This is a genomic window from Commensalibacter communis, assembly GCF_947179105.1.
Classification (GTDB): domain Bacteria; phylum Pseudomonadota; class Alphaproteobacteria; order Acetobacterales; family Acetobacteraceae; genus Commensalibacter; species Commensalibacter communis.
In genome coordinates this window covers 632,158-645,774 of sequence record NZ_CAMXCK010000001.1, presented here as the reverse complement: position 1 = coordinate 645,774, position 13,617 = coordinate 632,158, and the positions used below count along the sequence as shown (strand labels likewise).

Annotated in this window: 13 protein-coding genes; 3 read left to right on the top strand and 10 right to left on the bottom strand. The window is 39.0% G+C overall.

Annotated features, from left to right (window positions below):
* Window positions 1-83 precede the first annotated feature (83 nt).
* A complete protein-coding gene (locus PQG52_RS03005; protein WP_271827843.1) occupies window positions 84-761 on the top strand; it encodes a YoaK family protein in 678 nt (225 codons plus the stop codon).
* A 386-nt stretch (window positions 762-1,147) separates the two neighbouring features.
* On the opposite strand, the gene der is transcribed toward PQG52_RS03005, so the two are convergent.
* The 8 genes from der to PQG52_RS02965 all read right to left on the bottom strand — a co-directional run bounded on the left by der (window position 1,148) and on the right by PQG52_RS02965 (window position 10,233).
* Window positions 1,148-2,530, bottom strand: coding sequence for a ribosome biogenesis GTPase Der (gene der, locus PQG52_RS03000; RefSeq protein WP_271827842.1), 1,383 nt, complete (start codon window positions 2,528-2,530; stop codon window positions 1,148-1,150).
* An 11-nt stretch (window positions 2,531-2,541) separates the two neighbouring features.
* Window positions 2,542-3,921, bottom strand: coding sequence for an outer membrane protein assembly factor BamB family protein (locus PQG52_RS02995; RefSeq protein ID WP_271827841.1), 1,380 nt, complete (start codon window positions 3,919-3,921; stop codon window positions 2,542-2,544).
* On the bottom strand, window positions 3,918-4,622 hold the full coding sequence (locus tag PQG52_RS02990) for a hypothetical protein (RefSeq protein ID WP_271827839.1): 705 nt from the start codon (window positions 4,620-4,622) through the stop codon (window positions 3,918-3,920). Before PQG52_RS02990 ends, PQG52_RS02995 begins: the two co-directional genes overlap by 4 nt.
* A gap of 78 nt (window positions 4,623-4,700) precedes the next feature.
* Window positions 4,701-5,075, bottom strand: a complete 375-nt coding sequence (locus tag PQG52_RS02985; protein ID WP_271827838.1) for a hypothetical protein — start codon at window positions 5,073-5,075, stop codon at window positions 4,701-4,703.
* A gap of 58 nt (window positions 5,076-5,133) precedes the next feature.
* On the bottom strand, window positions 5,134-6,453 hold the full coding sequence (locus PQG52_RS02980; RefSeq protein ID WP_271827837.1) for a dihydroorotase: 1,320 nt from the start codon (window positions 6,451-6,453) through the stop codon (window positions 5,134-5,136).
* 18 nt (window positions 6,454-6,471) lie between these two features.
* Window positions 6,472-8,247, bottom strand: a complete 1,776-nt coding sequence (gene asnB / locus PQG52_RS02975; protein WP_271827835.1) for an asparagine synthase (glutamine-hydrolyzing) — start codon at window positions 8,245-8,247, stop codon at window positions 6,472-6,474.
* Window positions 8,247-9,278, bottom strand: a complete 1,032-nt coding sequence (locus PQG52_RS02970; protein ID WP_271827833.1) for a glycosyltransferase — start codon at window positions 9,276-9,278, stop codon at window positions 8,247-8,249. Before PQG52_RS02970 ends, asnB begins: the two co-directional genes overlap by 1 nt.
* 40 nt (window positions 9,279-9,318) lie before the next feature.
* A complete protein-coding gene (locus PQG52_RS02965; RefSeq protein WP_271827831.1) occupies window positions 9,319-10,233 on the bottom strand; it encodes a glycosyltransferase family 9 protein in 915 nt (304 codons plus the stop codon).
* Between the two features lie 73 nt (window positions 10,234-10,306).
* Here PQG52_RS02965 and hisI point away from each other — a divergent pair, with 73 nt between their 5' ends.
* Both hisI and lpxB read left to right on the top strand, forming a co-directional pair.
* Window positions 10,307-10,705, top strand: coding sequence for a phosphoribosyl-AMP cyclohydrolase (gene hisI / locus PQG52_RS02960; RefSeq protein ID WP_271827829.1), 399 nt, complete (start codon window positions 10,307-10,309; stop codon window positions 10,703-10,705).
* Window positions 10,706-10,725: 20 nt separating this feature from the next.
* The gene (gene lpxB / locus PQG52_RS02955) at window positions 10,726-11,883 is read left to right on the top strand and encodes a lipid-A-disaccharide synthase (protein WP_408869536.1); all 1,158 of its coding nucleotides are present in this window, start codon (window positions 10,726-10,728) and stop codon (window positions 11,881-11,883) included.
* Between the two features lie 80 nt (window positions 11,884-11,963).
* On the opposite strand, the gene PQG52_RS02950 is transcribed toward lpxB, so the two are convergent.
* Both PQG52_RS02950 and PQG52_RS02945 read right to left on the bottom strand, forming a co-directional pair.
* Window positions 11,964-12,929 carry a hypothetical protein gene (locus PQG52_RS02950; protein WP_271827827.1) on the bottom strand — a complete coding sequence of 322 codons (966 nt, stop codon included), beginning with the start codon at window positions 12,927-12,929 and terminating at the stop codon, window positions 11,964-11,966.
* Window positions 12,930-12,995: 66 nt separating this feature from the next.
* Window positions 12,996-13,604: a DUF2726 domain-containing protein gene (locus PQG52_RS02945; RefSeq protein WP_271827826.1), complete on the bottom strand. Its 609-nt coding sequence runs from the start codon at window positions 13,602-13,604 to the stop codon at window positions 12,996-12,998.
* Window positions 13,605-13,617 lie beyond the last annotated feature (13 nt).

The window sequence follows — 13,617 nt, the reverse complement described above, 5'->3', positions numbered from 1 at the left end:
GACAAATTCAGTATATTTTCGTGACATCACCAAAAACCTTTTGTTTTTTGCTTTTTTTAAAAAAGCCGAAGTGACCTTAAATCATGCATTATAAGTCTCTTATATCTATATATATGTTACTATTTACATTTATCGGTGGATTTGCCGATGCCAGTTCTTATCTTATTTCCGGAATATTTACAGGTCACTTAACAGGAAATCTTGTGCTCAGCACGGTATATGCTGTTAACCAGAACTATTCATCGTTATATCGTTGTATTATAGCCATTTTCGGTTTTACAATTGGTACCGTATTAGGGGTATGGTTTCGAACAAATCCAAAAATCCATTTGGTTTATAAAACATCTATTGCACTATTGCTACAATTGGTTGTTGTCATGTGTATTTTCGTAATCAATTTACGATTTTATAACAATATAAGTCACATTATCTTCTTTGGAGGGTTAAGTTTTGCTCTGGGTCTGCAAAATGGCACCATTAATAACTTGCATAAAATCGGCATTCGCTCCAGTTATGTCACCGGAATGAGCACGACTTTAATCAATAATTACTTTGCATTACATAAAAATGACCCGAATTATACTGACAAAAAGAAAGAATATATCATGCAGTTTTTTGTAATTCTTGCTTTTGTTACAGGTGCTTTGACGAGTGTTATTTGCATCCACTTCATGCAATTTATAGGAGAGACTATCCTAGGAATCTTACTTCTGATCTCTATTATTCTCAGTATATATTTACAGCGACGTGACCTCGTATAAATGAGCTGACCTTTTTCTTTCCAATAATATTAATAGCTGATATGCAAATAATTTATAATTATATTCCAATAAATTTTTTGGATAAGAAAAATAAATAAGTATTCTACACTCTGAATAGTTTAAATCAGCTGACTCTCGATCATAAAGATCAATATTATATTTAACCTAAAGACATTGTATCAACCTGCAACATGAAATAATTACCAACATGGTAATCACCATATCTCTCTTCTAATATAATGAAAAATAGGATTTCTATATTTTGTCTAGCAACCTCAATATCGCTCCCTATGAATCCATACAAATCATAATATGTTTCACTATTCGTACGTTTTTTACAAAAAAAAGCCAAACATTTTGATATGCTCAGCTTTTGAATCTAAAAATTAATCCTTAGCGTTCGCATAAGGATTTTTACTGTCCCTAAATTGTAATCGTATCGGTGTACCAGGCATATCGAATGTAGCTCGTAATCCATTCACTAAATACCGTTGATAATCCATCGGGATTTTTGAAGTCCGTGTTCCAAATAAAACAAAAGTCGGAGGACGAGCCTTAATTTGAGTAATATAACGTATTTTTAAACGTCGTCCCTCAACCATTGGCGGATTATGACGTGTGATTGCTTCTTCGAACCAACGATTCAAAGCGCCCGTCGGAACACGTTTGTTCCAGACTGCATAAGCTCTGCGTACTGTAGGCAGTAATTTATGCACGCCTCGTCCCGTTAATGCAGAGAAAGAAACGGTAAAAATACCACTCATTTGGGTTAAAGAGATTTCGATACGATCTTTGATTTGTTGACGTACTTCATCTCTATTTTCTAAGATATCCCACTTATTTAAGGCTAGAATACAGCAACGCCCTTCTCTCTCAACCAAACGTGCAATTTGCAAGTCTTGCTCATGCACACCTAATTCAGCATCGATAACCAAAACAACGACTTCAGCCATTTTCAAAGCGACCAACGAAGCGGATACAGACATTTTTTCTAATGTTTCGTCAATTCTAGCTTTTCGGCGTAATCCAGCTGTATCAACCAACTCGATTTCACCCTCTTCATCTCTTAATCTGACTGTAATCGAATCTCGGGTTAATCCTGCTTCAGGTCCAGTAATGACACGCTGTTCGCCCAGCAACTGATTGACCAATGTTGATTTTCCAGCATTGGGTCGACCAATGATAGCCAACTTTAATGGACGATCAATATTATCATTCTCATCATCTTCGAAAGCATCAAAATCTTTATCTTCTTCATTAGGCAAAGCATCAAGAACGGCTTCGATAAGATCCCCTACACCATCACCATGCTCTGCGGAAACTGGGTAGGGCTCTCCTAGACCAAGACTATACATTTCCATTGCAGCAACATTCCCAGCATGTCCCTCTGCTTTATTCACGGTTAAAATAATAACCTTACCCTGTTTTCTAAGCCACTGAGCAAAATGTTGATCGACAGGATGAATACCTGAACGTGCATCGACACAAAAAATCACAACATCAGCAGAAGCAACCGCACTTTCAGAGGATTGACGCATCCGTCCAAAAACGGTTTGAGGATCATCTTCTTCCCAACCAGCAGTATCCACCAAAGAAACATTTCTGCCTCTTAGCATAATATCAACAGATTTACGATCACGCGTAACGCCTGGTTGATCATTGACAATTGCATATCGTCTGCCTGCCAAACGATTAAATAAGGTTGACTTCCCAACATTTGGGCGCCCAGCAATCACAACAACAGGCAAAGATTTAGTGGATAATGCCACGTATTTTATTCCTATCCAAAAGCAGTCAATTTGCCATTTTGTCCAACGACCAGCAAATTCTCATTAACAATAACTGGGGCTAACGCTGGGGCAATATCTGTTTTAACAACTTTGGTTACTTTCCCTGTTGCGGGATCAACCGTAACCAAACCATTATCACCAAAATCACTGATACAAATCAATTGACCACCACCCAGCACAGGACCATACCAAGCAATCGGATCTTTAGATTTTTCTGCGTTTTTAAAACGACGTAATTGAGTAACCCAACGTACACGCCCCGTAATACGATCTAAACATGCTAATTGTTGATCTAGAGATAAGGCAAACAGCCAATCACTAATCACAACCATCGCATTTTGACCGGAAACTTCACGTTCCCATAACCTGCGCCCTGAACGCACGTCAATAGCAACCAACACAGCCCCCACACTAATTGCATAGACTGTGCCATCAACAATAACTGGCAACGCACTAATGGCAGAAAAATCTGTATCAGAATCTCGACCACCGCGTCCCAACGTCTCTGTCCAAATTTGTTCACCCGTTTCAGCACGCAGAGCAACCAAATCACCCGTACCAAAACCTGCGACAATAATGCCATCAAAATAAGCAGGTGCAGGTTGTCCAAATAATTTTGTTTGCACACTGCCTGTTTGATATGACCATAATTGATTGCCAGTCTTTGTATCTAAACAAAATAAACTGCCATCAATTGTGCCGAAAAACAAACGGTCATCTACAATAGTTGGTGCTGAACGTCCAGGGGTTCCTACATCAACGCGCCAAATAACATTGCCATTATTTCGATCAACCTTTAATGTTTCTGCAACACCATCAACAATATATAGAGCATCATCCGTTAATCCAATACCGCCGCCTAGATTACTCGATTTAGACCCTTTTTTATTTGGATTTAACTTCCATAATACTTTTCTTGATTTCCAATCGAATGCAGTTACTTTTCCAACTGCGTCCACAGTATAAAAACGATCGCCATCAACAACGGGAGTGGTATTAACAATCCCTCTTCCCTTGGACCCCAGCGCAATGAACGCCAAAGGACTTGGTTCTGAATTACCTGCTCCGATACTGCAATCCCATAATTTACGGACACCACCGATGGCACTATGAATTGAAGTATGGCTAGGCACACGCCCCTCTTGCATCCACTTGGGATCGATAATTGGGGCTGGAATAGTAATCGGCGTTTGATCGTCTCGATCGACCATTAACCCTGCACCAGAGCTGAATACGTCAATCCGTTGACCAACCAATACTTTCTTTTCACTTTTATGCCCACAAGCAGCCAATGCAATACTGCCCCCAGTGGCTAATAACACCGAACGTCGAGACAAACCTTTATTGACCATAGAAAAAGATTTTATCATGGAGATACCTTTTTATTTACAGTTTTATTGTGAGCAATAATTTGCAACATCATACTTGCACGTTCACGTAAAGATGGTGATGCATTCATATCAATTGATAATTGTCCAAAAATCTGACGTGCTTCAATTAACTTACCTGTACGTAAATTTAATAACGCTTCTGATTCTTTCAGTAATCCATACCAAGGGGTTTGCTGTCCCAATAATTCATTGATTCGGTTGCGCAAATCAGATGGAGGGGCAGTGTCCAAATGATGTTGTATCCATAATAATCCTGCTAGAGATCGAAAATCAAAGGGCGCAGTTTTATCGCCTCGTAATGTTTCCCATACAATAGAGGCTTCTTTAACTTTGCCTTGATCAGCCAATAAACCAGCTTGTTCTAGTTGAGCCAAAGCACGTATTGCCTGTGGAGACTTTGCAGATAATGTTTTTAATTGTGATATTGCAGTAATCTTTGTTACATCTGAAATAGACTGTCCAGGAATCGCCGCAATAATAGGCTGTGTAATATTGAAGTAAGAAAAGGAGGCTTGTTCAACAGCTTTACGATATTGCCAGCTTTTATATTGCCATATCCCTAATGCAGCAACAGCAACAATAATTAATACGATAACAAAAGCAACATAACGACGCGCGGTATTTTTGATTCTTTCTGCGCGTAAGTCTGCATCAATTTCTTTTAATAGGTCTTCAGACACCTATGTATTCTCCTTTTCTGATCAATAATGCATGCTATTATATCATAATTAAGCAAACAACATTATCCTCTACATAGCCTATTTTTTAGCTTTTGCCCCTAATTTTTTTCCGCCCGCTTTTAATTCTGTTTGCATCTTGGTCAAATTGGCTGTGATACGGGTACGCACTTCTGTCGTAACCTTTTTATAAGGTTCCATATCTGCAGCAGCTTTTTGACTAATAGCAGCTTGTTTTGCATGCGCAGATTTGGCAACACACCCATAGTAAGCTCGTGCTGCTTTGTCATACGCAGTGTAGTGCTCTACGCTGCTATTGTAATTGGATACGTTCGATACATTAAGAGCAGGTGCTTTGGGTTCATGACCACAGCTGGCAGCCCAATCTTGTGCAAAAGCAGTACTGCCAACAATTAACCCTAAGCCAACGATCCCAGCTTGTAGTAAAATTTTCATCTTTATTATCCCAAATCAATTTATTGCGTTTATAAATAACTTAAATCAAACAATTTTTCTATGGTAAAAAATTAACTAACTGTCCTTTCGGCGTTTCTAGCATTTCATCATTTTGCATGACAACACGCCCTTTGACAATCGTTACCATCGGCCAACCCTTTACCTCAACCTGATCGTAAGGTGTCCACCCTGCTGGAGATGCAATCCAGTCATTGGTAATACGATTTTTTTTACCCATATCGACCAAAGTAAAATCTGCATCATATCCCACTTGAATACGTCCTTTGGTTGGCATTCCATAAATCCGTGCGGGATTAGCAGCCATCACATCTGCCAGACGGCTGAGGGATAAACGCCCCTCATTCACGTGATTAAGCATTAATGGCACAATCGTTTGTACTCCCAGCATTCCAGAAGGACAACATAACCAAGGTTTCGCTTTTAACGTTGGATCATGTGGCGCATGATCGGATGAAACCACATCAACAACACCGTTTCTGATCGCTTCCCAACACGCATCATAGTGACGTTGATCGCGAATAGGAGGATTCATCACTGCAAATCCTCCTAAGCGCTCATAGCATTCTGGACCGATCTGAGTCAGGTGATTAACCAATACTTCAACGGTGGCAATATCTTTGTGATCCACCAACCATTCTAATTCTTCTTGCGTAGTTGTATGCAGAATATGGGCTGGACGACCTGTTTTTCGTGCCAAAGCAATAATACGACGTGTGCCTAAAAATGCACATTCCTCATCACGCCATTTGCTATGATTCTCATAAGGCATTCCCTCACAAAACAACTTTTTACGTTCTTGCAGACGATATTCATCTTCGGCGTGGTAACAAACACGACGATGCCCATGCAACATCACTTGTTCAAGGCTGGCATCATCTTCGACCATCAACGATCCCGTTGAAGAACCTGCATAGACCTTAATTCCACAAACGCCTTTTTGTGTTTCTAGACTGGCTAGATCTTTGGTGTTTTCGCGGGTAGCACCAATATAAAATCCAAAATTGATCCAACTAGTTTCACTAGCGCGTTTTTGCTTCCATTGCACCGTTTCCAAATCAGCAGTTGCAGGATTGGTATTGGGCATATCAAAAACAGTTGTTAAGCCACCCAAAGCCGCCGCTTTGGTTCCAGTTTCAATTGTTTCAACCAACGCATTTCCTGGCTCACGGAAATGTACATGGCAATCCATCAACCCTGGCAGTACATGCAGACCCTGAGCATCAATCACTTGGTCTGCATCGTCATGCGTGCCAACAGTCAAAGAAAGAATACGCCCATTTTTAATACCAATGTTCGCTTTTTCCTCACCCCAAGGAAAAATACAAATTCCGTTTTTTAATATTAAATCGTAATGCATCTTCTCGTTTCTACTTTACTATGCTGCCAAAATATCGGTTACCGAACCGTTTGGAGATTGACCCACTATGTGTATTTGATGCCATAAAGCATAAAATAATAAATTCCATGCCATATAGCGCTCTTTTCGACCAGAGGCTTTTTCAAATAATGGTAATATTTTATCAGAAAAAGCAATCGCTTTTATACCTGCTTGCTGAGAAACTACTGGTGCTAATATTTTTGCTTGTTGCTCAATCCATAATCCAATGGGAACACTGAACCCTAATTTAGGAGCAAAAGGCTTAGATTCTGAAAAATATTTCTCTAGCCATTTTCTTAAAATCCATTTTCCTTGCCTGTTTTGCACTTTTAACGAATCTGAAAGGCTGAAGGCGAATTCAGCTACTTTTTTATCTAAAAATGGCACACGTCCTTCGATACCATGCGCCATTAAACACCGATCTAATTTAATCAACAAATCATTAGGTAACCAAGTCTCGATATCAATTTTTTGTGCTTTGGTTAAGCGTGTCATTGACGAGAAATCACATGCATTTTCATAAGCTGTTATTTCGTCTCGCCAAGAAGATAACGAAGATCGTAGGTAATCGGTTTGATCAAATACACCTTTGCGATACATTTTCTTTCCACCACGCCACCAAAGCTGACTGGCTTTGCGGTAGCGACCATATCCTGCAAATAGCTCATCTCCACCCTCACCAGACAAAATTACTTTCACCGATTGGCTGGCTTCTTTTGCCAAAAACCAAGTCGGGATAATCGCATAATCAGCCACAGGATCATCCATACACGCCACAATCTGAGGAAGATATTGCCAAACTTGTTCTTGAGTAATAGAAAAAATATGGTGTTCCGCCCCTACTTGTTTGGCTAACAAGGACGCTTGATCCGTTTCATCGGCAACATAGCCTTGGCGGTCATCCGTTTCAAACCGTGCCGTCCACGCTCTTACTCGTTTTTCTTGTCCTAAGCGCTGCATCATTTTCAAGACGATTGAACTATCAATACCACTAGATAAAAACAATCCAAAAGGAACATCAGAACGTTCGTGAACGCGCACCGTTTCTTCCAAAATATGATCTAGTTCTGATAAAGCAAAATCTGGATTTGAAATTATTTGAGTTTGTTCTTTAAAAACTTCAATCCGTTTCTTTAGCACGATAACCCCATCTTGGATTATCAATGTTTCCCCAGGCAGCAGACGGTGAATATTCTGAAATATTGTCTCTTTTCCAGGAATAAACTGAAGCTGTAATAAAGACTCTATTCCTTCTTGACGAAGTGTTGGTTGAACGAAACTTGCTTTGATCAAAGCTTGTGCCTCTGAAGCAAAAACAATACCTTGCTCTACACAAGCATAATATAAAGGTTTAATTCCAAAGGGATCGCGACTTAGGATAAGAGTATCCTCGTCTACATCAACCAACGCAACCCCATACATACCTCGTAATTTTTCTGGAAATTCCTCTTTAAATTGTTGCCACAAAGGCAGAATACATTCGCAATCACTACCTGTTTGAAAAGGATAATCAAGTAAAGAGTTACGCAATTCTAAGTCGTTATAAATTTCTCCATTTGCAACAAGAAACTCTTTATTTGGGGAACTCAACGGCTGTTTCCCACCGTCAAGATCAATAATAGAAAGACGCGTATGAATTAAAACGGCATCTTCTCCAGCATATTCTCCTGAACCATCTGGCCCACGATGTGCAAGAGCGTTTTTCAGTAGCTCTTTTTGTTCATTCGTTATGGAATATCCTGATTTAAGAGCAATCCCTGCCAAGCCACACATTAAACTTTTTCAACTTTACTTAAAAAATTAAACCATTGGTTTAATACAGTTTCTTTACTAAATTCTTGTTCAAATTTCTGCCGTCCTGCTCTTGCAATTTTATTGGAAAATTCTGGGGAATCTAGCAATTTCTGAATTGACTGTGCCAATAATCTTTCATCTTCTAAAGGTGATAATAACCCATTCTCACCATCTGTAATCAATTCTACTGGTCCTTGAGAGGCTAATGATGCAACAGGTTTAGTCGCTGCGAATGCTTCCAGCACGATATTGCCCAAAGGCTCATGACGAGATGAACAAACAAATACATCACATGCCCCTAAAATTTGAGAGATATCCGTTACCCATCCTGGCATGTGCACACGATCAGAGACATTTAAAGAATCCGCTAAATCTTGTAACTTTGCCCGCTCTTCACCTTCGCCAGCGATTAAGAGATGCGCATCTTTAAGATAAGGCATCGCTTTGATTAAGATATCAAATCCTTTATTCGTATGTAATCGCCCCAAAGCCAATAAAAATGACGCTTGTGAAGGAATATATTCAGGGCGTTTGGGAATAACATTTGGAAAGTCTCTGGCAAAATTAGGGACATAATGCGCCCGCTCCTTTGGCCATCCTTGGTCAATCAGCCATTTCACAATCCCTTTAGTATTGCCAATCAAATGATCGCAATTTTTATAATATTTTAAATCGTAAAACCCACCTAAGCGTCCAACGGATACCCAATCTCCAACAGGCATGAAAGCAGCAGCTCTGTTCATCCATGCCACCGATACTCGAGGGGAAAAATCGGTTAATAACTGTTTTAATTTACGCCTTGTCAGAAAATCAATTTTTCCACCAAAGGATAATTCACGAGGTTGTAATCCTACTTGCTGTAATAATTGTAATCGTTCTGGGTTTTTACGAATAATGGGTAAGATATTTAATCCTTGTTCATGTTGTGCCACGCAAAGACGTTCATAAAACAACTCAGCCCCACCATTAGCTGCCCCCGCCATCACATGGGCTATACGCAAATCACTCATTCAGTTTTTCCTACCCACATCAATCATATTTTAACCAATTTTAATATTTTTGATATAATGCTTTGAAAGCGTCAAAAACTTTATCAACAGATAAATTATCCATTGATGCCTTTCCCTCTTCACCCTCTGCCACGACAGCTTGAGCATATAATCCTGCTGGGGCATATTCTGTGACCTGGCTGGGTCCAAATAATCCCAATACAGGAATTTTACAGGCCGCAGCCAAATGCATCAATCCAGAATCGTTCCCGACAAATCCTTTGCATCGCTGAAACATGGCTGCAACCTCGGGTAAATTAAAACCTCCACCAACATTAATAATCGGTAGTTCAGCATCTAATAAAGGTTTTGCCATCGCATATTCTTGCTGACCTGCTCCGTAAAAAACCGCAAATTTACTTTGCGGAAACAATATTTGTATCTTTTGTGCCAAAGCAATGAAACGATTAATATCCCATACTTTGCCCGACCAATTTGCCGTAGGTGCCAAAGCGATATAAAAATCATCTGGCAAATATTGTTTGGCTTTTTCTTCATCTTCTTCCCCTACCCACGCCACAGGTAACGGTGCAGGCTGCAACTTTAAAGCGCTTGCCAAATGTTCAATACGCCTTTGTTTAATTCTGCCACCGCGAATAACAATACGTTTTTTTGCCCGCAGCGTATAGCTGATCGCAGACCCTCTTAAATCTACAATCATATCCCAAGGATGTAAAATACATTGCTGCCACAATTTAAACCAATGCAAATCATAGCGTTGTTTTTCCATAATCAAGGTTGTTTTACGCCGCGGCATTCGATCAAATATCCCTGCTGCGACTGAACCGCAAGCAATGGTAAACTCTGCATCAGGACAGCTTTGTAGTAAATTATTCAATATTCCCGTAGAGATGACCGCATCGCCTAATCGGGTTGAAGTAATAAACAAAATATTTTTTATTGTAGATGATTGCATATCATACTTATACTGGGCAAAAGAGTATCTATAAAGAATATTATTTTATCTTGCTTTAAAGGTCTATAACAGAATGACAGATTCATCCATTAATTCTTTTTTATCCATGATGAAATTTAACGCGGATGGATTGATCGCCGCCATCGCCCAACAACATGATACAGGCGAAGTCCTTATGATGGCGTGGATGAATAAAGACTCTATCCGTGAGACCCTAATAACAAACCAAGTTTGTTATTATTCTCGTAGCCGTGAGAAATTATGGCGTAAAGGGGAAACTTCAGGACAAGTCCAAACCTTGGTAGAGATGCGCCTTGATTGTGATGGTGACACGCTTTTATTGTTAGTCGATCAAAAAGGCGTTGCTTGTCATACGGGACGTCGTAATTGCTTCTTTCATGCCTATCGTGATGGAGAAATCGTCGAGGTCAGTAAACCTTTGATGGATCCAAACAAACTTTATCACCAATAATCTTACATAAGAGCAATATGATGAGCACATCCACATATACAATTTGGTTATTAGCTGGTGAAACCAGTGGTGATGAATTGGGTGCAAAGCTGATTAGAGCCCTTCGTCATTTCAATCCAAACCTTAAATTTTGTGGTGTTGGTGGCCCAAGAATGCAAGAACAAGGATTAGAACTCTTATTTCCAATGCAAGATCTGGCTGTGATGGGATTGGTTGAAGTTCTCCCTAAAATCCGTATGCTATCCAATCGTTTAACTCAAGCGGTGGAGCATATTCAAACCATTCGTCCTGATGTCGTTGTCACGATTGATAGTCCAGGTTTTTCCTTGCGATTATTAAAACGCATTACGGATTTATCCATTCCTCGGGTTCATTATGTTGCACCTCAAGTCTGGGCTTGGCATGAAAGTCGTGTTAAGAAATTTCCTGGATTATGGGAAAAGCTTTTATGCTTGCTGCCTTTTGAAAAAGAGTTTTTTTCAAAACATGGGTTGCAAAGCACCTTTGTTGGACATCCTATTTTAGAAACTGAAGTCCATCATGGAAATGCAGAACAATTTCGAAAAGATCATGAAATCAGCGATAAAGCCCCTATTGTTTTATTTATGCCAGGCAGTCGTCGCTCTGAATTACCAAAATTAATGCCTGTGTTTAAACAAACATTGAGCCTATTAAAACGACAGCTCCCCGAAGTCACTGCCGTGATCCCGACTTCGCCTTTGGCAAAAGAACGTGTATTGCAAATGGCAAGTGATTGGTCAGTCAAACCCATTATTATCCATGACCCTCATGACAAATATAATGCCTATGCTGCCGCCAGTGCTGCCCTCACCAAATCAGGCACCACAACCTTAGAGCTCGCTTTGGCAAAAGTCCCGATGGCAGTGACCTATCGTGTTAATCCTGTAACAGCAATGATTGCACGGCGCATGATTAAAGTGCCATATGTTTGTATGTTGAATTTATTAGCCAATAAGGAAATTGTGCCAGAGTTATTGCAAGAAGATTGCCATCCAGAAAAGCTCTCTGCCATGTTAATAGGGTTGTTAACCAACCCACAAAAAGCCAAAACGCAACAAGACGCATTTACCCAAATTATGCACCAACTTTCTGGGCCGAATGACGAGCTACCTTCCCACGTCGCTGCGAAAGAGATTTTAGAGATGATTAAAGAATAAATATTTCTATATAATCCTGCCTTTATTAATTTTCTAAAAAACATCAACTACATAATTCTTCTAATTCTAAAGGGTATAAATCACCACCACATTTTGTTTACATAATCACACCAGATACAGTCTCCTTTTTCATTTGGAAAAGTTAAACGATTACATTCTAGACACCTTTTAAGTTCAATAGGGATAGCTTGATCCTTAGCCCTTTGAGAATCTAATATTTCTAGTTGTTCATATAATAATTGTTCATATAATAATGCCGTAATAAATCCTTCTTCTCCACATGCATGACATTTATATTGAAGTGTATCAAGAGAACCTTGAATATCGTAACCCCGATCAATAAACTCTTGTAAAGGAGTTAATAAAACAGAACCATATCGTGCACACCCTGATTGCTTTAAAAACACCCACATTCTTTCAGGAACGTGTAGGTCTTTCCATCTTTTCATACATTTGCGACGAGTATCTTCAAAAAAATCATGCTGTTCCAGCAATATTTCCCAAGAATTTTGTAATAACTCTCTTGGATCTTCCTCAAGTTCATCCTGAATAAAATCATGCAATATAGGAAAAAGTTCAGCAACAAAATCGGCCATCTCCCCTAAAGTATTGCTCGGATGTAGATGTTCCAAATGGTTTCTACATTGCTGTAATTTTTCAATTACTTTCCAATCCGTATGTATGTTAAGCGTTTCAAACCTACTTTTTATGTGAGATACATCAATTGTTGTTGTTTTAAATTTTCCCGTAGGTCTCCACTCAACATTACCATCATCGCCTAAATAGGGTAAAATTTCACGAGGGGGATTATAAATTAACTGTTCTCTTTGTTCTTGCTTATCCTTTGGCACAGATAGAGCAATTCGATATTTAAATAATAACAAAACCCCAGAAAATAAATTTCTAACAGCAGACAATGCTCGTGCAGGCTGTCCACCTTCTCTTTCTTCTTTCTGAGAAATTTCAAAATCCTCAATGCCCAATTGTATTGATAAAATCGCATTTTCTTTTAATCTATTAATATCTAAAGTGCTTTTACCCATCATAATGAACCTAAAATATTTATAATTTATTTTATTATGAAAATAATTCTATATACAGGTATTCATTTACTATAACAACACATGCAACTTTTTAAATAACCCATGTTTATCCAACTGCTCTGGGATTTCAATCAAGGGAATACCAACCTTTTGCAAGGCCAGCCTTTTAACCTGCATTCGTTCATTCGCATCATCGGATAAATAATGCCCAGAGCCATGATATTCAATCACGCCCCTAGGATTTCCTTGATGGTCGATCAGTAAAAAATCTACTCTTTTGCTGTTATAAGAACTGAACGCCAATTTTTGTAACTCTGCATCTTCTTCACCAGAGGTGCGAATAAACGCGCCCATAGAAACTTCAAAAGACACATACCAGTTTAATTGATTTTTCTGTATCCATTCATTCAGAAAGTAAAAATATTTCACCGCTTCCCAATTTATTGGCTTTTTGTATGACAAAGCACATTGTTTAATATATTGAACTTGCTGTTGATAATTGGTGAGCTCTGGTTCTGTAACCGGTACCCCTTGAGATTTAAGTTTATTCTTATAAATCTCGGCATTTTTTAGCCGTTTTTTTTCTTTATTTTCTAAGTATAGTATTTTTTGCGAAAGCTGCTGTATTTTTTGATGATATTTTTGTTTTAGCTTTAAAAATGTAAAACAAATACCCAAAACTATTCCTATA

Excerpts from the sequence above, each read along its gene's own strand:
- PQG52_RS02995 (WP_271827841.1), bottom strand. The coding sequence starts at position 3,921 with ATGATAAAATCTTTTTCTATGGTCAATAAAGGTTTGTCTCGACGTTCG.
- PQG52_RS02970 (WP_271827833.1), bottom strand. The coding sequence starts at position 9,278 with ATGAGTGATTTGCGTATAGCCCATGTGATGGCGGGGGCAGCTAATGGT.
- asnB (WP_271827835.1), bottom strand. The coding sequence starts at position 8,247 with ATGTGTGGCTTGGCAGGGATTGCTCTTAAATCAGGATATTCCATAACG.
- PQG52_RS02985 (WP_271827838.1), bottom strand. The coding sequence starts at position 5,075 with ATGAAAATTTTACTACAAGCTGGGATCGTTGGCTTAGGGTTAATTGTT.
- PQG52_RS02980 (WP_271827837.1), bottom strand. The coding sequence starts at position 6,453 with ATGCATTACGATTTAATATTAAAAAACGGAATTTGTATTTTTCCTTGG.
- PQG52_RS02965 (WP_271827831.1), bottom strand. The coding sequence starts at position 10,233 with ATGCAATCATCTACAATAAAAAATATTTTGTTTATTACTTCAACCCGA.
- PQG52_RS03005 (WP_271827843.1), top strand. The coding sequence starts at position 84 with ATGCATTATAAGTCTCTTATATCTATATATATGTTACTATTTACATTT.
- lpxB (WP_408869536.1), top strand. The coding sequence starts at position 10,726 with ATGAGCACATCCACATATACAATTTGGTTATTAGCTGGTGAAACCAGT.
- hisI (WP_271827829.1), top strand. The coding sequence starts at position 10,307 with ATGACAGATTCATCCATTAATTCTTTTTTATCCATGATGAAATTTAAC.
- PQG52_RS02950 (WP_271827827.1), bottom strand. The coding sequence starts at position 12,929 with ATGATGGGTAAAAGCACTTTAGATATTAATAGATTAAAAGAAAATGCG.